This is a genomic window from Syntrophotalea acetylenica (genome assembly GCF_001888165.1).
Taxonomy (GTDB): Bacteria; Desulfobacterota; Desulfuromonadia; order Desulfuromonadales; family Syntrophotaleaceae; genus Syntrophotalea; species Syntrophotalea acetylenica.
Genome location: NZ_CP015455.1, coordinates 1,091,855 through 1,114,690, shown reverse-complemented (window position 1 = coordinate 1,114,690; position 22,836 = coordinate 1,091,855). Strand labels below are relative to the sequence as shown.

At 60.1% G+C, this 22,836-nt stretch carries 19 protein-coding genes; 5 read left to right on the top strand and 14 right to left on the bottom strand.

The window, feature by feature from the left end; all coding sequences use genetic code 11:
* Nucleotides 1-49 precede the first annotated feature (49 nt).
* The 4 genes from A6070_RS05010 to prfB form a co-directional block, all read right to left on the bottom strand.
* Nucleotides 50-778, bottom strand: coding sequence for an ABC transporter ATP-binding protein (locus A6070_RS05010; RefSeq protein ID WP_072287324.1), 729 nt, complete (start codon nucleotides 776-778; stop codon nucleotides 50-52).
* Nucleotides 730-1,983 (bottom strand): lipoprotein-releasing ABC transporter permease subunit, encoded by a 1,254-nt coding sequence (locus A6070_RS05005; RefSeq protein ID WP_072287323.1) that lies wholly within the window; start codon nucleotides 1,981-1,983, stop codon nucleotides 730-732. The genes A6070_RS05010 and A6070_RS05005 overlap by 49 nt, the downstream gene beginning before the upstream one ends.
* A gap of 59 nt (nucleotides 1,984-2,042) precedes the next feature.
* Entirely contained in the window at nucleotides 2,043-3,527 is a 1,485-nt protein-coding gene (gene lysS / locus A6070_RS05000; RefSeq protein WP_072287322.1) for a lysine--tRNA ligase, read from the bottom strand.
* A 133-nt stretch (nucleotides 3,528-3,660) separates the two neighbouring features.
* Nucleotides 3,661-4,756, bottom strand: a protein-coding gene (gene prfB, locus A6070_RS04995) for a peptide chain release factor 2 (protein ID WP_145926421.1) whose coding sequence is annotated in 2 segments (ribosomal slippage) — nucleotides 3,661-4,695 and nucleotides 4,697-4,756 — 1,095 coding nt in all. Because the reading frame shifts where the segments join, the coding sequence is not laid out codon by codon here.
* Nucleotides 4,757-5,452: 696 nt separating this feature from the next.
* Here prfB and A6070_RS04990 point away from each other — a divergent pair.
* From A6070_RS04990 to A6070_RS04970, 5 genes are all read left to right on the top strand, one after another.
* Nucleotides 5,453-6,793 (top strand): aldehyde dehydrogenase family protein, encoded by a 1,341-nt coding sequence (locus A6070_RS04990; protein WP_072287321.1) that lies wholly within the window; start codon nucleotides 5,453-5,455, stop codon nucleotides 6,791-6,793.
* 207 nt (nucleotides 6,794-7,000) lie between these two features.
* Entirely contained in the window at nucleotides 7,001-7,930 is a 930-nt protein-coding gene (locus A6070_RS04985; protein WP_072287320.1) for a DMT family transporter, read from the top strand.
* A 136-nt stretch (nucleotides 7,931-8,066) separates the two neighbouring features.
* Nucleotides 8,067-9,287 carry a tryptophan synthase subunit beta gene (gene trpB, locus A6070_RS04980; protein WP_072287319.1) on the top strand — a complete coding sequence of 407 codons (1,221 nt, stop codon included), beginning with the start codon at nucleotides 8,067-8,069 and terminating at the stop codon, nucleotides 9,285-9,287.
* Nucleotides 9,288-9,372: 85 nt separating this feature from the next.
* Nucleotides 9,373-9,927, top strand: a complete 555-nt coding sequence (locus tag A6070_RS04975; protein ID WP_072287318.1) for a helix-turn-helix domain-containing protein — start codon at nucleotides 9,373-9,375, stop codon at nucleotides 9,925-9,927.
* A 57-nt stretch (nucleotides 9,928-9,984) separates the two neighbouring features.
* On the top strand, nucleotides 9,985-11,658 hold the full coding sequence (locus A6070_RS04970) for an AMP-binding protein (RefSeq protein ID WP_072287317.1): 1,674 nt from the start codon (nucleotides 9,985-9,987) through the stop codon (nucleotides 11,656-11,658).
* Between the two features lie 93 nt (nucleotides 11,659-11,751).
* Here A6070_RS04970 and A6070_RS04965 read toward each other — a convergent pair whose 3' ends face one another.
* The 10 genes from A6070_RS04965 to hpnH all read right to left on the bottom strand — a co-directional run bounded on the left by A6070_RS04965 (nucleotide 11,752) and on the right by hpnH (nucleotide 22,764).
* Nucleotides 11,752-13,452, bottom strand: a complete 1,701-nt coding sequence (locus tag A6070_RS04965) for a fatty acid CoA ligase family protein (RefSeq protein ID WP_072287316.1) — start codon at nucleotides 13,450-13,452, stop codon at nucleotides 11,752-11,754.
* Between the two features lie 27 nt (nucleotides 13,453-13,479).
* Entirely contained in the window at nucleotides 13,480-14,388 is a 909-nt protein-coding gene (locus A6070_RS04960; protein ID WP_072287315.1) for a thiamine pyrophosphate-dependent enzyme, read from the bottom strand.
* On the bottom strand, nucleotides 14,385-15,614 hold the full coding sequence (locus A6070_RS04955; protein ID WP_072287314.1) for a pyruvate synthase: 1,230 nt from the start codon (nucleotides 15,612-15,614) through the stop codon (nucleotides 14,385-14,387). The genes A6070_RS04960 and A6070_RS04955 overlap by 4 nt, the downstream gene beginning before the upstream one ends.
* Nucleotides 15,607-16,506 (bottom strand): 2-oxoacid:acceptor oxidoreductase family protein, encoded by a 900-nt coding sequence (locus tag A6070_RS04950; protein WP_072287313.1) that lies wholly within the window; start codon nucleotides 16,504-16,506, stop codon nucleotides 15,607-15,609. The genes A6070_RS04955 and A6070_RS04950 overlap by 8 nt, the downstream gene beginning before the upstream one ends.
* Nucleotides 16,507-16,535: 29 nt before the next feature.
* Nucleotides 16,536-17,648, bottom strand: a complete 1,113-nt coding sequence (locus A6070_RS04945) for a Glu/Leu/Phe/Val family dehydrogenase (RefSeq protein ID WP_072287312.1) — start codon at nucleotides 17,646-17,648, stop codon at nucleotides 16,536-16,538.
* Nucleotides 17,649-17,884: 236 nt separating this feature from the next.
* Complete coding sequence (locus A6070_RS04940; protein WP_072287311.1) at nucleotides 17,885-19,480, bottom strand: SLC13 family permease; 1,596 nt, start codon at nucleotides 19,478-19,480, stop codon at nucleotides 17,885-17,887.
* 369 nt (nucleotides 19,481-19,849) lie between these two features.
* On the bottom strand, nucleotides 19,850-20,356 hold the full coding sequence (locus A6070_RS04935) for an FKBP-type peptidyl-prolyl cis-trans isomerase (RefSeq protein ID WP_072287310.1): 507 nt from the start codon (nucleotides 20,354-20,356) through the stop codon (nucleotides 19,850-19,852).
* Between the two features lie 123 nt (nucleotides 20,357-20,479).
* A complete protein-coding gene (locus A6070_RS04930) occupies nucleotides 20,480-20,938 on the bottom strand; it encodes an FKBP-type peptidyl-prolyl cis-trans isomerase (protein ID WP_072287309.1) in 459 nt (152 codons plus the stop codon).
* A 6-nt stretch (nucleotides 20,939-20,944) separates the two neighbouring features.
* Nucleotides 20,945-21,709, bottom strand: a complete 765-nt coding sequence (locus A6070_RS04925) for a phosphorylase family protein (RefSeq protein ID WP_072287308.1) — start codon at nucleotides 21,707-21,709, stop codon at nucleotides 20,945-20,947.
* Between the two features lie 44 nt (nucleotides 21,710-21,753).
* Complete coding sequence (gene hpnH / locus A6070_RS04920) at nucleotides 21,754-22,764, bottom strand: adenosyl-hopene transferase HpnH (protein WP_072287307.1); 1,011 nt, start codon at nucleotides 22,762-22,764, stop codon at nucleotides 21,754-21,756.
* Between the last annotated feature and the right edge of the window lie 72 nt (nucleotides 22,765-22,836).

Sequence of the window (22,836 nt, the reverse complement as noted above, 5' to 3'; positions counted from 1 at the left end):
GGGGTTTTGGCGCATGGCGGAACACCGTGGCGGGCCGTGCCGGCATACATCAGGCGCAATCCGCGATCCGGCCGTCCGCCATATGGACAATGCGATCGAGCCCCGCGGCCAACCGCGCATCGTGGGTCACCACAACCAGGGTAAGTCCGCGGGTGTCATGAAGCCGTGTCAACAGGTTGTAGATGCCGTCCGAAGTGGCGCTGTCGAGGTTGCCGGTCGGTTCGTCGGCAAGCAGAACCCGGGGCGACATGATCAGCGCCCGGGCAATGGCCACCCGCTGCTGTTCTCCCCCGGAGAGTTCGCCAGGCTTATGGCTCAGTCGCGGCTCGAGTCCGACTTCGCAAAGCAGGTCTTTGGCGGCGGCTTCGGCCCTGGAGCGGGACCAGCGGGCGATCAGGGCCGGCATCATGACGTTTTCCAGCGCCGTGAACTCCGGAAGCAGCTGATGAAACTGGAAAACAAAACCGAGGGTGCGGTTGCGGAAAGCATCGAGTTCGGCGCCGCGCAGCCGGAAAATATCCTGACCGTCATACCGCACATCGCCGCTGCTCGGCTGATCCAGCCCGCCGAGAATATGCATCAGGGAGGTTTTGCCCGCGCCCGAGGCGCCGACGACCGCCACCCGTTCCCCCATGGCGATTTCAAGATCGACATGGGACAGGACATCGACCCGACGGCTGCCGCTGACAAAACTTTTGCACAAGCCCTGGACTTCTATCACCCTTCCCCCTACTCGTAGCGCAGAGCTTCGCCCGGATCCATCCGTGAAGCCCGCCATGCCGGATAAATGGTCGCCAGCAGACAGATAACCATGGCCGTCAGCGCCACCGCGATCACATCATCCGCGTTGACAACCGAAGGAAACCGCTCCATGCCATAAACGGCCTGGTCGAAAATCCGCACCTTGAGCAATCTTTCCAGCCCCTTGATGATGGGATCGGCATTGCCGGCCAGGGTCACACCCAGCAGCGTACCCAGCGCGGTGCCGAGGGAACCGACGATCAGACCCTGGAACACGAAGATCTGCAGGATGCTGCGGGAGTTCGCACCCATGGAGCGGAGGATGGCGATATCCTTGTGCTTTTCCATGACAATCATGATCAGGGTGGTGGCGATATTGAACGCCGCCACCAGTACGATGATGCCCAGCACGATAAAAAGACCCAGCTTTTCAAGTTTGAGGGCGGACAGAAAGGAACCGAACAGGTCCTCCCAGGAGCTGACCAGATACGGGTAGGGCAGGCTGTCACGCAGTCTCTGCGTCACCTGCCGCGATTGCTCGAAGGACACCAGCTCGATTTCCACGCCGCTGGCCTGCCCGTTGGCGTCGAGAAACTGTTGGGCCTGACGCAGATCGACGTAGGCGAAGTAGGCATCGAGAAAACCTCCCCGGTGCTGGAAAATACCCGCAACCCGGAAGGGTTTCATCTTGGGGATAAGACCGAACGGCGTAACATTGAATTTCGGCGGAATGACATTGACCGTATCGCCGAGGCCAACCCCGAGGGTCGATGCCGTATCGAGACCCAGCACGATGCCGGGCGGGCCGTCACTGCCGCTGTACAGCGCGGCCTGAACCTGCTCGTCGGTAGACTGAAAAAACGGCTGCCGAAAAACCTTGTTTCCCCGCTCGATCCCCTTGACGTTCACCGCGGCCACATTGCCCCGGGCCAGCAGCATGGCCTCCTTGCTTACAAAGGGGTTTACCGCCACGGCCTCCGGCACCTGTTGCCTGACGGTTTTCACCAGTTGCGGGTAGCCGTCGATGGCACCGCCCTGCTGCTGAATCAGGACATGAGGCACGTTGCCGAGAATCTGCTGGCGCACGCCGTCATGAAAACCGGTCATGACCGCCAGCACCACGATGAGCGCGGCAACCCCGAGGGTTACTCCGGCAATGGAGATGAAGGAAATGACCGAGATAAAGGTCTGCTTGCGTTTGGCCCGCAGATACCGCAGGCTGACAAACCATTCGTAACCCATGGATCTCCCGCAGGTAAAAAGGGGGCGGTGCCAGCAAACAACACCGCCCCACACAAAAATTATCTTGCTTCGGGGCGCAACTGGGGAAACAGGATGACTTCCCGGATCGAGGGCGCATCGGTCAACAGCATCACCAGCCGGTCGATACCGATCCCTTCGCCGGCGGTGGGCGGAAGTCCGTACTCCAGGGCGCGGATATAATCCTCGTCCATGGCATGCGCCTCTTCGTCACCGGCTTCCTTTTCCAGAAGCTGTTTGGCAAAACGCTCTTTCTGGTCGATGGGGTCATTGAGTTCGGAAAAGGCGTTGGCCAGCTCGCGCCCAACCGCGAACAGTTCAAAACGGTCCACGACCTCGGGATTGCTGTCGTTTTTACGTGACAGGGGCGACACTTCCGTCGGGTACTGGGTGACAAAGGTCGGATTCCACAGCTTCGGTTCCGCCACCTCGTCGAAAATTTCGGTCAGCAGCTTGCCATGGCCGATGCCGTCGTCGAAATCGAGACCCAGACTGCGGGCATAAGCCAGGCAGCGGCTTTTGTCCTCAAGCACATGCGGCTCCACGTCCCCGTATTTGAGAATCGCCTCCTTGACGGTGAGACGGTCCCACGGCGCGCTGAGATCCACCTCGCGGCCGCCATAGGAAAACCTGAGGGACCCGACCACCTCTTGCGCCACGTGGCAGACCAGCTTTTCAGTGAAATCCATCAAATCCTCGTAGGTGGCGTAGGCCTGATAAAATTCCATCATGGTGAATTCGGGATTGTGCTGAATGGAAATCCCTTCGTTGCGGAAATTACGATTGATTTCGAATACCCGATCGAAACCGCCCACCACCAGACGTTTGAGGTAGAGTTCCGGCGCGATGCGCAGAAACAGGTCCATCTTCAGGGTATTGTGATGGGTCACAAAAGGCCGCGCGGTGGCGCCGCCGGCAACCGGCTGCATCATGGGAGTCTCGACTTCCAGAAAGTCATTATCCACCATGTAATTGCGGATCAGGCTGATGATCCGGCTGCGCTTACGGAATACCTCCTGAACTTCCGGGTTGACGATCAGATCGAGATAACGCTGCCGGTAGCGCGTCTCCACGTCGGTCAGGCCATGCCATTTTTCGGGCAGGGGCTGCAGCGATTTGGTCAGCAACCGGACCGAATCGGCACGCAGGGACAATTCGTTGGTTTTGGTGCGAAACGGCTTGCCGGTAATGCCGACAATATCACCGATATCCAGCCCGCGAAACGCCTGGAAAGCGTCCTCCCCGACATTGTCGCGGCTCACGAAAACCTGCAGCCGGCCGCTGCGGTCCTGGATCTGTATAAAGGCAGCCTTGCCGAAGTCACGCCGCGCCATCATGCGCCCGGCCAGGGCATACAGAGCGTCGCATCCTTCGAGTGCGGCAGCGTCCTGCTCCCCGTGGGCATCGACCACATCCCCGGAGGTGGCCGTCACCGTAAAATCATTGGCATAAGGGTTGATACCCTGGTTGCGATACTCCTCCAGTTTGGCCCGGCGCTGCAGCAGCAGATCGTTGAGTTCTTCCATTTTTCCCTTTCCTTTTCCTTCCGGTTTGGCAAACAAGGCACCTTAAACAATGCCCCCGGGCAAGTCAAGGAGAAAGCCTGTTTTTACTGGCGGTTCGGAGCCGTCAGGCGGCCCGTTTCACAGCGGCCGGAGACTACTTTTCCGACAGCAGATAAGCCTCGATGAAGCCGTCAAGATCACCATCCAGAACCGCATCGGTGTTGCCGGTTTCGAACCCGGTGCGGTGATCCTTCACCATGCGGTAGGGATGCAGCACGTAGGACCGGATCTGGCTGCCCCAGCCGATCTCCATTTTTTCTCCGGCGATAGCCGACGCTTCCTCTTCCTTTTTACGCAGCTCCAGTTCGTACAGGCGCGCCTTGAGCTGTTTCATGGCCGTGGCCCGGTTTTTGTGCTGCGAGCGCTCGTTCTGGCAGGCTGCCACAATGCCGGTGGGAACATGGGTGATGCGTATCGCCGAGTCGGTCTTGTTGACGTGCTGGCCGCCAGCGCCGCTCGATCTGTAGGTGTCGACCTTGAGGTCCTTTTCATTGATTTCAACCTCAACGTCGTCCGGCAGCTCCGGAAAAACGAACACCGAGCAAAAGGAGGTATGCCGCCGTGCATTGGAATCAAAGGGAGAAATCCTCACCAGGCGATGGATGCCGATTTCCGCCCGCAACCAGCCATAGGCATGATCGCCGCTCACCGTCAGGGTCGCGCCCTTGATGCCCGCGTCTTCACAGGGCTGGTAATCGGTGATTTCCGCCTTGAATCCCTTTTTTTCGAAAAACCGCAGATACATGCGCAGCAGTATGTCGGCCCAATCCTGCGCCTCGGTGCCGCCGGCGCCGGCCGTGATGCTGAAAATGGCGTTACACGCATCGTGCTCGCCGGAGAGCATGCGGGTCAGTTCCATTTTTTGAATGCGGCGTTCCACCTCGGGCAGCAGCCCGCTGATTTCATCCAGGACCGCCTGGTCCTGCCCCTCGGCACCGAGTTCCGACAGAACCCGCAGGTCGTCGATTTCCCGGTGTGCCTCTTCGATTCCGGCTACCTGTTTTTCCAGGCCGGTGCGTTCCCGAAGCAGGTCCTGGGCACGGTCCCCCGCGTCCCAGAAGCCTGGACGGGCCATTTCCGCTTCGAGCTCGGCGATGCGTTCCTTCTTGGCATCGACATCAAAGATACCTCCTCAGCTCGTCGAGCTTGTCCTGGAGGAAATTCAACATGTCATTGACTTCACGATACATATACCTGCCTCTTTCCGGCTTTGCACGGTGTCGACCCCCCAGACGGGCAGAATCGGCCATGCCGAAGTATTAAAGGTAGAATCCATCCGGAAACTCCGGATAAAAACGGGATAGAATGGACCAAGGAAGAGGGCCCGCCCGGGAACCGCTTCACTGTTAGGCGGCGCGATTATATCGGCTTGCCTTGCCGGGGGCAAGGTGTTGTTGCGAACCGGGATACTGTTCATAACCACAGTGCCACGCCCTTTGGGCAATGCACAACCAAGAACCGCCGTACCGGCAGACCGCAAAGCACGCCGCGCAGGCCTCCGGACCCAAAAACCGGGCAGTCATGCACAAACCTTTTTTCAGGGCCGGAATCAACCACTGTTTTTCCCTTGTCTTTCCTGCGGTTGGATGATTTTTCTCGCGAAATATTTTTTTCGATATAAGGTATTTTTTTACCTTTTTGTCTTGACTTTAACCCTGAATCTTCCTAGAAGGTTGCATCCTGAAAGCGCGGAATCAAGGATCCATCGCAATCTACAGACAGAGCAGACAGATTGTGGATTGAAGGGGGTATTCTGCCCGAAAGCCTCGCTTCGGACCGCGTTTTGATCCGACGGTTGAAGATCTCCACGGCCTTGTCCCGATGACCTGGCTGCATTGAAGCACTTTGTTGCAGGTAATTTTCCAACCAAATCTAGGAGGAACACCATGGACGCAAAACAAGTCATTGACCAGATGGTTGAAAAGGCCCAGGTCGCCCTGGCCGAGATGAAAAAGCTCAACCAGGAACAGACCGACGCCATCTGCGAAGCGGTTGCCAAAGCGATCGAGGCAAACAAGGAAGAACTGGCCAAAATGGCTGTTGAGGAAACCCGCCTCGGCAAGTACGAAGATAAAGTGATCAAAAACCACTTCGGCTCCACCGTCATCTGGAACGACATGAAAGGCGTGAAGACCGTCGGCGTCGTCAAGGACGAAAACGACATCATCGAAATCGCCGAGCCTTACGGTGTCATCGCTGGCGTTACTCCGACCACCAACCCCACTTCGACGGTAAGCTTCAAGATCCTTTCGGCCCTCAAAGGCCGCAACGTGATCATCCTCGGCTTCCATCCCCGCGCCCAGAAATGCTCCGCCAAAACCGCGGATCTGGCCCTCGAAGCCGCGATCGCCGCAGGCGCCCCCAAAGACTGCATTCAGTACATCGAGCAGCCTTCCATCGAAGCCACCAACGCCCTGATGACCAACCCTGGCGTTGCCGTTATTCTGGCCACCGGTGGCGGCGCCATGGTCAAGGCCGCTTACAGCTCCGGCAACCCCGCCTACGGCGTCGGCGCCGGCGGCTGCCCTGTGTATGTCGCCAGCGATGCCGACCTCGACCAGGCCATGGCCGACGTGCTGCTGTCCAAAAACTTCGACCATGGTGTTGTCTGCGCATCCGAGCAGAACCTGATCTTCGACAACCCCGCAACCGCCGAAAAAGCCATCGCCAAGCTGAAGGAACTCGGCGCTTATATCTGCAATGACGAAGAAAAAGCCAAGCTGGAAAAACTCTACTTCGGTGACTGCTACGTGGTCTCCGGCAAGGTCGTTGGCTTGCCCGCCGCCAAAATTGCAGAAATGGCCGGCTTCTCCGTGCCCGAAAACACTGAGGCCCTGGTTGTTGGTCCCCTCAAGGGCACCCAGAACGAAGAGCCCATGAGCCGCGAAAAACTCAGCCCCTCCCTTGGCTACATGATCGTCGACGGCCAGGAAGCCGCCATCGAGCGTTGCGTCGAACTGCTGAAAAAAGGCGGCGCCGGCCACACCGCTGGCATCCACTCCGCCAACGACGCCCTGTGCATCGATTTCGCCAGCCGCGTTGACGCCAACCGCGTCGTGTTCAACTCGCCCACCAGCCACGGCGCCATCGGCGGCCTGTTCAACGTCCTGATCCCGTCGCTGACCCTCGGTTGCGGCCCCCAGGGCAACAACATCACTTCCGACCAGGTCAGCTTCCGCAACCTGGTCAACATCAAGCGTGCCGCCCGCCGCGTCGTACAGGGCTGAGACGCCGCACCCTCTTACCAGAGCATTAACCAACCATACCTAATCCTCCGGTAAGCAGCCCCCGCGCAAGCGGGGGGCTTTTTTAATGGCAAGTTGAAACACCCGCGCGCAGCATAACGGGAGCCGTTTCGGAACGAACCTTGTTGCCAAGATTGCGCCAATGGTTCAGGATGGCGCCACGCCCATGTGCTGCAAAGGAGAAAGCCCATGAAGGACCATCGCCTGACGAGCACCCCGTTGCTGGCCGTGACCGCCTGCCTGTTGTGGTCCACCGCCTTCGTCGGCGTCAAAACCGGCCTGCAATATGCCGGCCCGCTGGCCTTTGCCGGCATCCGTTTCATGCTGTCGGGCCTGCTGCTGGTGCCGTTGTGGTGGCCGCACCGGCCGACACTTCGCGACACCTTGCGGCACCTGCGACTGATCGCATGGATAGCATTTTTTCAGACCTTTACCCTTTATGGCCTGTTCTATATCGGCATGACCCTGGTCCCCGGCGCCCTGGCGGCCATGGTCGTTGGCGCATCGCCTTTGGTGGCCGCCGTTCTTGCCCACTTCCTGATGACCGGCGACCGCATGAACCGGGCCAAAACCTGCAGCATCCTGCTGGGATTGGCCGGGGTGGCGATACTGAGCCTGAGCCGCTTGCCATGGCGTTCCGCCACCGGCCTGATGGAACTGGCGGGCATCGCCATCCTGCTGCTTTCCAACACCGCTGGGGCCATGGGCAATATTCTGGTGGCACGTCACACAACCAGCCTGCACCCCCTGTTTCTCAACTCGGCGCAACTGTTCATTGGCGGATTCGCCCTGTGGTGCCTGTCCCGCCCGCTGGAAGGCGCGCTGCCGGCCACCCTGCCCTGGCCCTTCTGGGTATCGCTGGCGTGGCTTGCCTTCCTTTCGGCGGCCGCCTTTTCATTGTGGTTCACCCTGCTGCGCCGACCCGGCGTCAAGGTATCCGAACTCAATCTGTGGAAATTCCTGATTCCGGTCTGCGGCGCCCTGCTCAGCTGGCTGCTGCTGCCCGGAGAATCGCCAGGTTTGTGGCCCGTGGCTGGCATGGCCTGCATCGCCAGCGCCATCATCATGTATAATTTACCGGCATTTCGCCCCCCGTCGCCTTACACAAACCGGCACTGATCCGCCCTCGTTGCCGCCTTCAATCGAGACTCCGGCAACGAATTAGTGATTGATCTTTAAACGCTGTTCCGCTAGCTTTTATGCTTTATTCCGTCATCCTTTCCAACTGTGCAAACCTGTTGCAATGGAGTACATCATGAGCCATACCCTGAAAGACATACCGCTGCCCGACAGTAAAGGCTATTTTGGCGAATATGGCGGCAGCTTCATCCCCGAGCAGCTGCAGAAAGTCATGGATGAGATTACCGAAGCCTATCTGCAGATCCAGCAGGATCCTTCCTTTGTTGAAGAATTGCAGTCTCTTTACCGGCATTATGTGGGAAGACCCAGTCCGCTGTTTTATGCCCGCAACCTGTCCCGCAAGATCGGCGGCGCACGGATTTTCCTGAAACGGGAAGACCTCAACCATACCGGCGCCCACAAAATCAACCATTGTCTCGGCGAAGCCCTGCTGGCCAAGCGCATGGGCAAACAGATCCTTATCGCCGAAACCGGGGCCGGTCAGCACGGAGTGGCCCTGGCCACCGCCGCGGCGCTGGTGGGCCTTGAATGCCATATATACATGGGCGAGGTCGATATCGCCAAGGAGCGGCCCAATGTCACGCGCATGAAAATTCTGGGCGCCAGGGTGGTGCCGGTAACGCGCGGCACCCGCACCCTCAAGGATGCCGTCGATGCGGCCTTCGAGGCCTATCTCGAAGATCCGGTCCGGCAGATTTACGCTATCGGCTCGGTGGTCGGCCCCCACCCTTTTCCGATGATGGTACGGGATTTTCAGGAGATCGTCGGCATCGAAGCCCGCCAGCAGTTTCTGGAACAAACCGGCGCCCTGCCGGACAACCTGGTGGCCTGCGTCGGCGGCGGCTCCAACGCCATCGGCCTGTTCACCGCCTTTCTCGACGACCAGGACGTGGCCATCTTCGGGGTCGAGCCATCCGGCCGAAGCCTGAACGACGGCGACCACGCCGCCACCCTGTCCCTGGGGAAACCCGGCGTCATGCACGGTTTCCGCTCCTATATGCTGCAGGACGAAAACGGCGCACCGCTGCCGGTATACTCCGTGGCCAGCGGTCTGGATTATCCCGGCGTCGGCCCCCAGCACAGCCTCCTCAAGGACCTCAAGCGGGTCAACTACGTAACCGCAGGTGACAAGGACACCATCGACGCGTTTTTCGAGCTTTCCCGGGTGGAGGGCATCATCCCGGCTCTGGAAAGCTGCCACGCCGTGGCGTACGCCATGAAACTCGCCGCCACCCTGCCTTCCGAACAGACCATCCTGGTCAATCTGTCCGGGCGCGGCGACAAGGATATCGATTTCGTAATGGAAAACTACGGCCGCGATTACGGCTGCGAATAACCCCTGATAAAGCGAGAGTCAACCGTTCATGCCAGACTGGCCCATGTGGCCTGTCCCCGGCCGGGCATTCAGAAGGGAGCCGAGCATGCAGCAGAAAATCCGCGAAATTGCCTCGCGCGTGCGGGAGTTGCGCGAATTGTCCGAAATATCCGTCGAGCAGATGGCGGAAAGCCTCAATCTGCCAATTTTAACCTATCAGCGCTACGAAAACGGCAGCGAGGACATCCCCGCCAGCATCCTTTACAAGATCGCCACCGATCTGCAGGTCGACATGGGTTTGCTGCTGACCGGCGACATGCCGCGCATGCATATCTTTACCGTGACCCGCAAGGACAAGGGGGTGGCGGTCGAACGCCGCAGCCAGTACAGCTACCAGAGCCTGGCCGCCAATTTCGTCCACAAAAAGGCCGAACCGTTCCTGGTCAGTGTCGAGCCCCGGCCGGACGGCAGCAAGCCACAAAAAAACACCCATCCCGGCCAGGAATTCAATCTGGTGCTGGAAGGCCGGATCAAGATCCATATCCATCACAACGAAGTCGAACTGGAAGCCGGAGATTCAATTTACTTCGACGCCAATTATGAACACGCCATGGAGGCCCTGGATGGTCGCCCGGCGAAGTTTCTGGCCATCATCCTGTAATTTCGGCGCGCAGTCTTCTGGCCCTGGCCACCAGCCGTGCCGTTCTGAGGAGGAACCATGTCTTGTCTTCTGGACCGGTTCGTCAACCGGACCGAATTTAATTCCTACGAGGATTTCCGGGACCATCTGTCCATCCGCATCCCGGAGAATTTCAACTTCGCCTACGACGTGGTCGACGTCTATGCCGCCGAGCAACCGCACAAACGGGCCCTGGTATGGTGTGACGACCATGGCAATGACCGCACCTTCACCTTCGCCGACCTGAAACACTACAGCGACAAGGCCGCCAATCTGTTCCGCGGTTACGGCATCCAAAAAGGCGACCATGTGATGCTGATCCTCAAGGGCCGCTTCGAGTTCTGGTTCTGTTTGCTGGGGCTGCACAAGATCGGCGCCATCGCCACCCCCGCCACCCACATGCTCACCGCCAAGGACATCAAATACCGCGTGGAGGTGGCCTCCATCCCCATGATCGTGAGCGTCGCCGACGACGGCCTTGTGGAGCATATCGAGGAAGGCCAGCGGCAGACCGGCGGCAGAATCCGGCACAAACTGCTGCTGGGAGAACCGCGGGAAGGCTGGATCGATTTCCAGAACGAACTTGAAAGGGCGCCCTCGGAATTCCGGCGGCCCGAAAAAGAGCTGGATACCTGCAACGAGGATGTTTGCCTGGCCTATTTTTCCTCCGGCACCACCGGCTACCCGAAACTGATCCATCACGACATGGTCTACCCGCTGGCGCATATCCTGACCGCCAGGTACTGGCAGAACAACATGGACGACGGCCTGCATTACACGGTGGCCGACACCGGATGGGCCAAGGTGGTGTGGGGCAAAATCTACGGCCAGTGGCTGTGCGGCAGCGCGGTGTTCGTCTACGACTACGACAGGTTCAACGCCGCATCGATGGCGGCCATGGCCGCCCGCTACGGGGTCACCACCTTTTGCGCGCCGCCGACCATCTACCGCTTCCTCATCAAGGAAGATCTGTCACAGTACGATTTTTCCGGCCTGAAATACTGCGTGGTCGCCGGTGAACCCCTCAATCCGGAAGTCTACGAGCGGTTTCTCAAGTACACCGGGCTCAAGCTCATGGAAGCCTACGGCCAGACAGAGCTGGTGGTCACTATCGCCACCTGGCCCTGGATGGAGCCCAAACCGGGGTCCATGGGCAAACCCTGTCCCCTCTACGATATCGATCTGCTCAGTGCCGACGGCCGCCCCTGCGACGTGGGTGAGGAGGGCGAAATCGTTATCGGCACCAAAGCCGGCAGGCCTCTGGGGCTTTTCCCGGGATACTACCGGGACGAGGCCAAAACCGCCGAGGTCTGGTACGACGGCTACTATCACACCGGCGATATGGCCTGGCGGGACGAGGACGGCTACTACTGGTTTGTCGGCCGCGCCGACGATGTCATCAAAAGCAGCGGCTATCGCATCGGCCCCTTCGAAGTCGAAAGCGCCCTGATGGAACATCCCGCGGTGCTGGAGTGCGCCATTACCGGGGTGCCGGACCCGGACCGGGGCCAGGTGGTCAAGGCGACCATCGTGCTGAGCAAAGGCTACGCGGCCGGCGACGCGCTGATCGAAGAACTGCAGAGCCACGTCAAAAACGTCACCGCGCCCTACAAATACCCGCGCATCATCGAATTCGTCCCGGAGCTGCCCAAAACCATCAGCGGCAAGATCCGTCGGGTCGAAATCCGCGAAAAGGACGACGGCAAAATCTGAAGATTCCCAGAATTCACCCACAAATGCGGCCGGGGCCCTCATGCGTTGAAGGCCCCGGCCCGTCGAATTCAATCCAGCGGATAACCGTGAACATCATCCTTTTTTCAAACGATCCATGGTCATTTCCCGCATACGTGGTTTGTGCAGCTTGCCACTGCCGGTTTTGGGGAATTCATCCACGATCCAGATATGCCGGGGCACCTTGAAATGGGCCAGGCCGGCCTTGCAATAGCTCCTGAGTTCTTCTTCGTCCACCGTCTCGCCGCTTTCCGGTCGCACCCAGGCCATGATCTGCTCTCCATAAAAATCATCGGGGATGCCGAAAACCGCCGTTTCAGCCACTTTGGGATGCGTAAGCAGATGCTGTTCGATCTGCCAGGGGCAGATATTTTCGCCGCCGCGGATGATGATTTCCTTGCGGCGCCCGGTTATCCGCACATAACCGTCGGCATCCATGGTCCCCAGATCGCCCGAACGCAGCCAGCCGGCGGCATCGATCCCCTCGGCCGTTGCCGCCGGATCGGCGTAATACCCCCTGGCGACATGATAGCCGCGAAAACACACCTCACCCACCTCTCCCGTGGCCACGGTGGCGCCGCTCTCCGGATCGATGAGTTTGACCTCCTGATGGGGCAGATTGCGCCCGACGGTTTCCAGACGGTTTGCCAGGGGATCCTCCGGCGCGGTGAGGTGGGTCAGAGGCGAGGCCTCCGTCATGCCATAACCGATGAGAATGCCGGGACAATGCAATTCGTCCATGACCCGTCGCACCAGCGCCGGCGGACAGGGAGCGCCGCCCATGATGCCGGTGCGCAGGCTGCTCAGATCAAAGCAGCTGCGGCCCGGATGTTCCACCTGCGCCAGGAACATGGTGGGCACCCCGTAGAGGGTGGTACAGGCCTCGGCCTCGATGGCCTCCAGGGTGGCCAGTGGATCGAAATATTCTTCCGGCAACACGACACAGGCGCCCACCGCCATGCAAACCAGGTTGGCCAGAACCATGCCGAAACAGTGGTGGAACGGCACCGGCGCACAGAGCCGATCGGCTTCGGTAAAGGCCATGCGCCGGGCGGTAAACCAGGCGTTGTTGAGGATATTGTGGTGGGAAAGAACCGCGGTTTTCGGCGAGCCCATGGAACCGGAGGTGTAAAGCAGCGCGATGGTGTCATCGCGATCGAGGGTGGCGGTGGCCGCTTCTAGGTCTTCTTGTGAGACCTTGTCCGCCGCCGCAAGCACCTCCGACCAGACCGTCATTCCCGGCAGGCCCCGGCGGGTCGATGCGGGATTGCAGGGGTTGAACAGAACAACCCTGCGCAAATGGGGAAAAGCATCCGCTTCCGGAACAAGGCCGCTCTTGTGCAGCCCCGGAAGTATGGAACCGAGCATCCGCACATAATCGCTGGATCGGAAGGACGGCATGACAAAGACACCATGCGCTTCGGAGTGTTGCAAGGCATAGGCGATCTCCTGCTCCTTATACCCCGGGTTGATGGCCACCAGGGCCACGCCGATGCGCGCCATGGCGAGCTGCAGCAACAGCCATTCGATGCTGTTGGTGGCCCACACGCCGATACGGTCGCCGCGTCGGTAGCCCATGCCGAGCAAGCCACGGGCCAGACGATCGGCCTCGGCCGCCAATTGCCCGTAACTCAATCGCCTTTTCTGATGTCTGGAAACAATGGCTTCCCGGGTAGAGAAACGTTTCGCGACGCCGGCAAAATGTTCCGGTATGGTTTCCCCCCTGAGAGGTTCCAAACCGCCGCAATGATAATAACTGCTGCCCGTATTACCCATATGCCATCTCCGTTTCAGGGAATGTTCCTATTTGAGATTCGCCCAGTAATCATCCACCCGATGTTGCAGTCCACTCAGTCTTTCATCTTCCCGCACCGGCTTGAACAAGTGCCGGAAGCGCCCCTGCAGACAGAGGTAATCTTCAAGCGGAACCCTTCGGGAGGGGATATGGGTGTGCCGTATCATTCCGTCCACATACTCCTTCAGGGGCCAACTGCCGGTCTCGACCGCCAGTTTGCCGATATCGACCATGCGCGCCGGTTCGAACCCCCACCCCGTCGGGCAGGGGGCCAGCACCAGCAGCAGACGCGGTCCACGCAAACTCAAGGCTTTCTTGACCTTTTTCGAAAGATCGGCCGGTTCACTGCCGATGGCGGTGGCCACGTAGGCCGGGCGATGGGCACACCAGATGGAAAATAGGTCCTTTTTGATGCCCGCGAAACCGTCCACACGGCTGGTGGCGGTACGCGCCCCGGTTGGCGTCGCCGCCGAGGACTGGTGTCCGGTATTGCCGTAACCCTCGTTATCGTAGCAGATATAGAGAAAATCAAGGCCGCGGTCGATGGCCGCCGAAGTCGCGGAAAGTCCGATGCCGTAAGCCGCACCGTCGCCGGTCAGCACCACCGGTAACAGATCCTGCTTTGTCCTGATTCTCTTTTTGGACAATAAAAGGTCGAGAGCATCCCGAATCCCCTGGGCTCCGGCGGGAGCGCAGGCCATGGCGGTATACAGCCAGGAACCGGGAAACGGCGTATACGGATAGATGGAAAGCAGGGTCATGCACCCGGCGGCGTTGACAAATACGGTCCTGTCGCCGAGCAGATCGTAAATCTGGTGCAATGCCTGCAACCCGCCGCAACCGGCGCACATGGGCGTGCCGGGCGCAAGCGTGCCGGTTTTGGCACTGCCGCACCGTTTGTCTGCGGATTCAGTCATGATGTTTCTCCCGTGCCGGCCGCTATGTCCTGCATATGCCGCACGGCCGCCAGCTCATCTTTGGTGAACAACAACCGCGGCGGCGGCGCCTGCCCCGTCCCCACAGCCCGGCGCACCACATCGTGCATGGCGAAAAATTCGCCGGCGGTAATGTCGCGCCCGCCCAGACCACCGACAAAGCTGACCAGCAGTGGCCTTTTCGACAGGGGATAGAGCGCAGCCGCCAATTCGGTGTGCAGAATGCCACCGGAACCATTGGAAAGATTCTGGTCGACCACTGCCACCCCCGCCTTGCCTTCAAACAGCCGGACCAGGGATGCCACGGGAAAAGGTCGCAACAGACGCGGCCGCACCAGGCCGACCTTCTGCCCCGAGGCGCGCAGGCTGTCGACGGCCGCGCGGGCCTTGCTGGCAAATGAGCCTATCATGACAAACAGAATTTCGGCATCATCGCAGTGATAGTCCTCCACCGCCTCGAAGGAGCGTCCGAACCGCGCTTCGAATTCCTGCGCGATCCGGCCGAAAATCCGTCCGGCTTCAAGGGAGGCCAGATGCGCCTGGTAGCGGAAATAGGAGTAAGGAGTTCCCCCCAGCACCGCCACTGCCTGGCTGACCGGCGTGCCGCCGGCAAATCTGTTGGAGCCAGGGTGGAAAGGCGGCAAAAAGGCGCGTACCTGTTCCGCGGACGGGATCTCCACCGGTTCACGGGTAAAGGACAGATAAAAACCGTCCAGGTTGACCAGCACCGGCAAACGCACCCGCATATCCTCTGCCAGTCGATATCCCAGCAGCACGCTGTCGAGAACCTCCTGACAGGTCGTACAATGCAATTGCAGAAAACCGCAGTCCCGCGCCGCAAGCACGTCGTTGTGATCCGGTTCCAGGGTAATTGGCGCGGACAGGCCGCGGGAAACATTCACCAGCACCAGCGGCACCCGCCAACCGGCCAGATTGTAGAGCATCTCCATGGCATACAGCAGCCCCTGACTGGAGGTCGCGGTAAACACCCGCACCCCCGTGGCCGCCGCCGCACCGGCGGCAGTCACCATGGAATGCTCCGACTCCAGGATTGTCAGTCGCGCATCGATCCGGCCATGATCGATCCATTCGGCCAAAGTTTCGATGATCTCGGTCTGGGGAGTGATGGGGAACACCGGCAGGTAATCCACATCCGCCAGGCGAGCCCCCCAGGCCGCGGCTTTGTTTCCGGTCAGAAGTTCACGCATCCTGCTCCTTTCCGGCCTGCGCCTCCGGGATCACACGAATCGCCTTTAAGGGGCAACTGGCCGCGCACACCAGACACCCCTTGCAATGATCGTAATCGATGACCGGCAGTCCGTCTTCTGCCGCGGTGATGACGTTTTCCGGACACAAGGCGCGGCACTTCAAACAACGGTGGCACTTCTTACTGTCGATAACCGGCCGATGGGTGCGCCACAGCCCAGTTTTGACCAACTGGCTGGTTGGGCCGCCGTGGATCACCGGCGCACCGATGGCGACCGCATCCAGAGGCACCTCGACCCAGTCCGGCGCAGACGTTTGTTCAACCCCCGCCGTAACCACGCCGCGCAGCGAACCGACCGCGTCATAAGCTTTCAGGATGGCATCACGGTTACGCCGCACCACGGCAGGGTCGTGATCACCCAGTTCCTGCTCCACCGCCGCGATCAGCGCCCTCGGAGATACCGTGCCAAGCAGCGCGGCCGCGGCCCCCGCGCAAACCGCTCCCGCGGGCACGCCATTGGTCCACCGGGAAGACTCCAGCACGATCATACGTCCACGGCACGCAAGATGCCGTTCCCACCATGACTGTGGCCTGCCAGACAAGATCAGCACCACGCTGTTTTCGGCGACCCCCTCCAGCACCTGCCCGGTGGAGATTGCCAACAGGGTTTCATCCGCCACCACAAGCAGGTCGGGCTGGTGAATCACTCCCCGCTCATGGATGGGTACCCGATCCGCCCGCACATAGGCGAATATCGGCGCGCCGCGCCGCTCGGCGCCATAGCGAGGAGCATCCTGCACCTCGAACCCTTCGATGAACAGGGCACTGCCGAGGATGCGGCTTGCAGTCTTGATTCCCTGGCCGCCACGGCCATGAAAACGGATTCGATACATCTTCGCCTCGGTTCCTGCCTCGACGGCGCTCAGTAAATCGACCAGCGGCGCGTCGCCATGGCTTTGCGCAGAACGGACAGAGCCATATCGACAGCAATATCGCGCGGCAAACGCCCCTCCTGCCGGACCCGGCGCAGCATCTGCTCGGTGTTGGCGCGAACTTTCTCCGCCACCACGTCGAACACCAGACCCTTCCAGCCGCCGTGATATTCAAGCGCCCCACAGATCACGCCACCGGCATTGGCGATAAAATCGGGCAGACACAGAACGCCGCGCTCATGCAAGGTTTTTTCCGCCGCGGCGGTTACGGGGATATTGGCACCCTGGGCAACGAGTCGGGTGCGCAACCGGTCGACATTGGCTTCGTTGATCACATCGGGGCGTGCCGCCGGGATCCAGACCTCGCACTCGAGGTCGATGACCGCGTCCCGGTCCAGTTTCTGGCCCTTGGGGTAATCGACAACACTCTTGCCCAGATTCTTCAGATCCATCAGGGCACCGACATCGATCCCCTGCGGATCGTACAAGGTCCCCCTGGTATCCGCGGCCCCGACCAGCACGGCGCCCGTCCCACTTAGAAAACGGGCAGCATGCTGTCCCACGGCGCCGAACCCCTGCACCACGACCCGCGCGCCAGACAGATCGAAACCCGCTACCGGCGCCGCGACTTCCACCGCATGCCGCACGCCCCACCCCGTCGCGCCGATCTTGTCAAGGGGGATGCCGCCAAGGGATTCGGGCAAACCCACGGCCCGGCCAATTTCATCCCGGATCCAGCCCATGCAGGTTTCATCGGTGCCCATATCCGGGCCGAAGATATAGTCCTGGCAATCGCGCAAGGCGCAGGCCATGGCACGAATAAGGCATTCCTTGTCCCGCGCCGGCATTTTCGGATCACCATAAAGCACCGACTTGCCGCCACCGTGGGCCAGCCCGGCAGCGGCATTTTTAAGGGTCATGGCCCGTGCCAGACGGAAACATTCTCCGACATTTACATCCGGCGCCATGCGCAGACCGCCAATGGCGGGGCCAACAGCGACATTGTCGATTACCAGCACGCCCTTCAGGGTAATGCGCGGTTCGTGGATGTAGATGATCCTGGCGGGACCGTATGTGTCAGCATAAGTAAAAGCATCCAGCATGGCAGTATCCTCCCTGATCGCCATCAAAGTCTGAAATGGCAGCAACTTTTCCCGTTTTTATCCGTAAAAGGCTTGTTGTCAGAATGCAAAACGCAGCGCATCCATCCGTGGTTTGCAGATGGACACTTTCTAGAATTGTCGCCGTCAGGGACGAAATGTCAAACCGGAGCGGTAAGCCGGCCGGTCGCGTGATGTTCTGAAAAAAAATCAGGAAGGGGTCTGCGGCAACCTGCGAATCACCGCCAGGCAGAGGATGTCCATGCCGGCAGCTGGCCGAAGACAATATCGAACAGCGGCACCGCAAGGCCGTAGGTAAGCAGCGTGATCAGCACGATGCCGATAAGGTTGAGGGCCAAGCCGCTCTTGATCATCTGCGGCATGGTCACGCTGCCCGAGCCGAAAACAATGGCGTTGGGCGGCGTTGCGACCGGCAGCATGAAGGCACAGGATGCCGCCAGGGCGGCGGGCACCAGTAGCAGCAGGGGGTTTTCGCCCAACCCCAAAGCCACGGCGCTGAGCACCGGCATGGACATGGCGGCGGTGGCGGTGTTGGAAGTCAGTTCGGTGAGGAAAATAATCAATACGGTAACGGCCAGCACCAGAATCAGCAGCGGCGCATTGCTGAGCAGTTCGATGCGGCCCGCCAGCCAGCCCGACAGGCCGGTCTTTTCGAACCCGTTGGCCAGGGACAGGCCACCGCCAAACAACAGCAGCATGCCCCATGGCAGACGGCCAGCCCATTCCCAATTCATGGCGAACTCGCCACGCCGGCCTACGGGAATCACAAACAGCAGCAAGCCGCCGGTCATGCCGATCACCGCATCGCTGATCATGGATGGCGCCGGCCAGAAACCGGCCACCGTTTCCCGCAAAATCCAGGCGGCGGCGGTACAGCCGAATACCACGGCGGTGACGATCTCCCCGGCATCCATCGGGCCGAGGCGGCGCAGTTCCGCCTGAATCAGATGGCGGCCGCCGGGAACCTGCTCAAGCCGCATGGGATTGGCAAAACGGGTCAACCAGACCCAGCACACCGCCAGCATCACGATCGACAGGGGCACGCCGACCATCATCCAGCGGGCAAAGGTTATCTCGTAGCCGTAGGCATGCTTCAGGTATCCGGCCAGCACCGTGTTCGGCGGCGTGCCGATCAGGGTGGCGATGCCGCCGATGGAGCAGGCGTAGGCGATGCCGAGCATCAGATTGGCACCGAAAGCGAATTTCCCCGGAGAAAAATCGATCTCCGCATCATTTCCCGTGCGCCGCCCCTCGGCAATCACATGCTGGATGACCGCCATGCCGATGGGCATCATCATCAGCGCCGTTACCGTATTGGAAACAAAGGCGGACAGTCCGGCGCTGGCCACCATGAACCCGAGCACCAGCCGGTCCGGGGCGAACCCGAAGCAGCTCACCACCAGCAGCGCGATGCGCCGGTGCAGATTCCAGCGCTGCATGCTCAGGGCGATCAGAAATCCGCCCATGAACAGAAAAATCAGTTCGCTGGCATAGGGAGCCGCAGCCTCCTTCATCGGCAGCAATCCGCACAGAGGCATGAGCACCAGCGGCAATAGCGCGGTGGCTGGAATCGGAATCGCCTCGCACATCCACCAGGTCGCCATCAGCAGAGCGATAGCCGCCATTTTGCGGGCCTCTGGCGAAAGGCTGACAGTCTCGGGCAGCAGCATCATCAACGCGAACAAAACCGGCCCGCATACCAGACCGAACAGTCGCCGGCCTCCCCAGCGCGCCGTGCCAAAACCGTCAGGCGTATCGCCCTGTGCCGCGGAAGTTTCCCCAGACTGTACCTGAATCGCCTCTTCTTTATCCATCCCGCATCCCTGCCCCATGCGCGCCTGCCATCCATTGCCAACGGCTCATCCGAACGGGTCTCGAAAACATTTATAGCATAACATCCTGAATCAGCCACGGCCACCGGCGACTGCAGGCAGGTCGCCCGCAGGCCAGTTTCAATGCAGCGGCAGGGACATGCCTCTGATGCCGGCGGGACGTCCCGGCTGGATCGTATGGTAGTTATCGAAAAACAATATTTTTTAGGGCGGCCTGCCGTGACACGGCCGGCAAAAACGCAAAATCAAATGACCATGGAATTCATATTTTTCTCCCGCTTGCAGGCATTAAAAAACGGAGCCGGAATATGCCGGCTCCGCAAATATGCTTATCCTGCTTGCGTCCACCACTCAGTGCTGACCGCAACCCCGGCAACCGTTGCTGCCGTCACCACAGTGGGAAGCGGCCTGAGGCGCCTCGGCCTGCAATCCGGTTTCGACCACTTCGATATCAAATATCAGGGTCTTGCCGGCCATCGCATGATTGGCATCCAGCTTCACGGCTTCTTCAGTAATTTCAACAACCACGGCCGGCACCGGACGGCCGCTCTGATCGCGCAGATGAAAGCGCTTGCCGATCTCGATCTCAAGATTCTCGGGAACGTTGGCTTTGGGGACGGCAATGACCAGATCGTCCCGGTATTCGCCGTAGCCGTCCTTGGCCTCGATCGTGACAGTGGTTTTATCGCCTTGTTTAAGCCCCACCACGGCATCGTCAAACCCTTTGATGAGTTGTCCGGAACCGACAGTGAATTTGAGGGGCGCGCGCCCTTCGGAAGAGTCAAACACCTGGCCGTCTTCGAAACGCCCGGTGTAGTTAACGCTGATGGTATCTCCAGTCTGGATGATTTCCGCCATTTTTCCTCGTCTCCTTGGTCTGATGGTCGAGAAATGCCCCCACAGCATGCGGCAGCATTGTATCTCCCATTGCGAAATGCCCGCCTCTTGCGTTTCCGCTCAGAAGCGGCCGGGTAAAACAGGCTACGATGCGAACAGTTCCGTCGGCCTGAGGCCGGTAGCCACGATTTCTATATCGAACGTCAGGGTTTTTCCCGCCAGGGGGTGGTTGCCGTCGAGGCGGATGAGTTCCCTGGTAATTTTGGTGACGGTAGCCGTCATCGCCTTGCCCCCCTGCAGAGGCAGTTTCAACTGCATGCCAGGCACAATATTCAGGCGGGCCGGAACACTGCTACGGGGAATACTGATGACACACTCCTCGTTACGCGCTCCGTAAGCCTGGTCCGGCGCGAGAATTACGCGAGTACGCTCACCGGCTCGCAAACCAAGCACCGCCGCATCGAAACCCCGCATGACGGCGCCGGAACCGACCACATAAGTAAAGGGCCCGCGCCCGTCGGTGGTGTCGAAGACTTCGCCATTCTGGTCGCGGCCGGTATACCGCACCCGGATTACATCACCGTCCTTGATTGGATCAGCCATTTATCATCACTCCTTATCGAAATACGGGGCGTCCGAAGCGCAACATGCCCGCCAGCCACGCCGCAACGCCTTCAGCGCGCGGCCGAAATCCCCCTGCATGCGCAGCAGCTCAGGCAGCAAGGACGGCTGCCGCACCAGGCGAGCCGCAATCCATAACAGCCGGGGACGGCCCTGCTCATCCACCAGATGCAGCAACGCCGGAGGCACCGAGCGCCGTGCATCATCGCAGACCGCTCGCAACACAAAAAACGGTTTACCCGCAACGGTCGCGACATTGGCGACGGCGGCGCTTTCCATATCGACTGCCAGCGCCTCGCTGCGGGCTTGCCAGGAGGCTTTCCGCCGGGTGGTCAGCAGCGGTTCGCTGGTGGTCAGGACAAGTCCGCAACGGGCCTCATTACCGAGGCTGGAAACAAGCCACGCACACAGCTGTCGATCCGCCGGCCATAGACAACCGGCCTCATCGGTAACGCCTCTGGCAGCGATCAGATCGCCGCTGGCCAGCCCGGAGTCCAGTCCGCCGGAAACTCCGGCAATACCAAGACGGGTCACGCCCTGTTCAACCAGAAAAGCGGCGGCGGCGGCGGCCCGCTGGTGACCGATCCCGCAGCACGCCCAGGTGGTCTTCACGGATGACGGTCCGCGGCTTTCATAGATGGCAAAACCACCGCGCCTTATCCACCGCTGCCTGCCGAGAAGGGCTCTGGCCTCGGCGGGCAGAGCCACCACCATGCCGAGATGACGGTCCGCATCAGCGCAACGTGAAGCCACCCATGCCTCCACTCCCGAAAATAACGACGCCCCTCAAAGGGGCATCAATTGCCGGCGCCACGCAGAAAAACCCCCAATGCCTTGAGCGGATGCAGCGCCGCATCCACCACCGCACTTGGCTCGAATCCGCAGTGTACCATACAATCGGCGCAGCGCGCATCCCCTGCCGTTCCGTAGCTTTCCCAGTCGGTATCCTGCATCAGTTCACGGAAACTGCCAACGTAGCCGTCGTTGAGAAGATAACAGGGGCGCTGCCAACCGAAAATGTTGGCGGCAGGCGTTCCCCAGGGGGAACAGGCGTACTGCTGCCCGCCCGCCAGAAAATCGAGGTACAGGCTGCTGTGATTGAAGCGCCAGCCGCGTTTGCGGGCCTGCGGCAGCAGGGCGCGGAACAGCTTGCAGCTGCCCTCGCGACCGAGGAAATTATCCTGTTCCTCGGCACTTTCATAATTGAAAGCCGGCGCCACCGTCATGCCTTCGACGCCCAGGGACATGAGAAAATCAAACAGGGCCGCCGCGCTTTCCGGGGTCTCGTCGCCAAAAAAGGTCGTGTTGGTTGTCACCCGGTAGCCATCGGCGACCAGTCGCCGAATGGCCTGCACCGCCTGATCGAAGACGCCATTGCGATTGACCAGGGTATCGTGTTTGTCCCGCAGACCGTCCAGGTGAACATTGAAGGTGAGGTAGGGCGACGGCTCGAAATCCGCCAGCCGCTTTTCCACCAACAATGCATTGGTGCAAAGATACACAAAACGTTTACGGGCGATCAGTTCCCGGGCGATCAAATGGATGTCCGGATGCATGAGCGGTTCACCCCCGGGCAGGGAAACGATGGGGGCACCGCACTCTTCGGCCCTGGCCACGCACTCCTCAACGGTCATGCGGCGGTTCATGATCTCCGGCGGATGGGAAATTTTTCCGCAGCCTTTGCAGCGCAAATTGCACTGAAACAGCGGCTCAAGCATCAACACCAGGGGAAAACGGCGGTTGCCTTTGGCCAACTGCCTGCAAATATAGCCCCCGATACGGGCTTTCTGGATAAAAGGAACACCCAAAGCAGATCTCCTTGAGACATGAATTCTGGCCGGCGCTCGGCCATCCGGAAATTCGGACGCCGGTGGACCTGG

Coding starts and splice junctions, on each gene's coding strand:
- A6070_RS05010 (WP_072287324.1), bottom strand. CDS start 778: ATGGCGGGCTTCACGGATGGATCCGGGCGAAGCTCTGCGCTACGAGTA.
- A6070_RS05005 (WP_072287323.1), bottom strand. CDS start 1,983: ATGGGTTACGAATGGTTTGTCAGCCTGCGGTATCTGCGGGCCAAACGC.
- lysS (WP_072287322.1), bottom strand. CDS start 3,527: ATGGAAGAACTCAACGATCTGCTGCTGCAGCGCCGGGCCAAACTGGAG.
- A6070_RS04990 (WP_072287321.1), top strand. CDS start 5,453: ATGGACGCAAAACAAGTCATTGACCAGATGGTTGAAAAGGCCCAGGTC.
- A6070_RS04985 (WP_072287320.1), top strand. CDS start 7,001: ATGAAGGACCATCGCCTGACGAGCACCCCGTTGCTGGCCGTGACCGCC.
- trpB (WP_072287319.1), top strand. CDS start 8,067: ATGAGCCATACCCTGAAAGACATACCGCTGCCCGACAGTAAAGGCTAT.
- A6070_RS04975 (WP_072287318.1), top strand. CDS start 9,373: ATGCAGCAGAAAATCCGCGAAATTGCCTCGCGCGTGCGGGAGTTGCGC.
- A6070_RS04970 (WP_072287317.1), top strand. CDS start 9,985: ATGTCTTGTCTTCTGGACCGGTTCGTCAACCGGACCGAATTTAATTCC.
- A6070_RS04965 (WP_072287316.1), bottom strand. CDS start 13,452: ATGGGTAATACGGGCAGCAGTTATTATCATTGCGGCGGTTTGGAACCT.
- A6070_RS04960 (WP_072287315.1), bottom strand. CDS start 14,388: ATGACTGAATCCGCAGACAAACGGTGCGGCAGTGCCAAAACCGGCACG.
- A6070_RS04955 (WP_072287314.1), bottom strand. CDS start 15,614: ATGCGTGAACTTCTGACCGGAAACAAAGCCGCGGCCTGGGGGGCTCGC.
- A6070_RS04950 (WP_072287313.1), bottom strand. CDS start 16,506: ATGTATCGAATCCGTTTTCATGGCCGTGGCGGCCAGGGAATCAAGACT.
- A6070_RS04945 (WP_072287312.1), bottom strand. CDS start 17,648: ATGCTGGATGCTTTTACTTATGCTGACACATACGGTCCCGCCAGGATC.
- A6070_RS04940 (WP_072287311.1), bottom strand. CDS start 19,480: ATGGATAAAGAAGAGGCGATTCAGGTACAGTCTGGGGAAACTTCCGCG.
- A6070_RS04935 (WP_072287310.1), bottom strand. CDS start 20,356: ATGGCGGAAATCATCCAGACTGGAGATACCATCAGCGTTAACTACACC.
- A6070_RS04930 (WP_072287309.1), bottom strand. CDS start 20,938: ATGGCTGATCCAATCAAGGACGGTGATGTAATCCGGGTGCGGTATACC.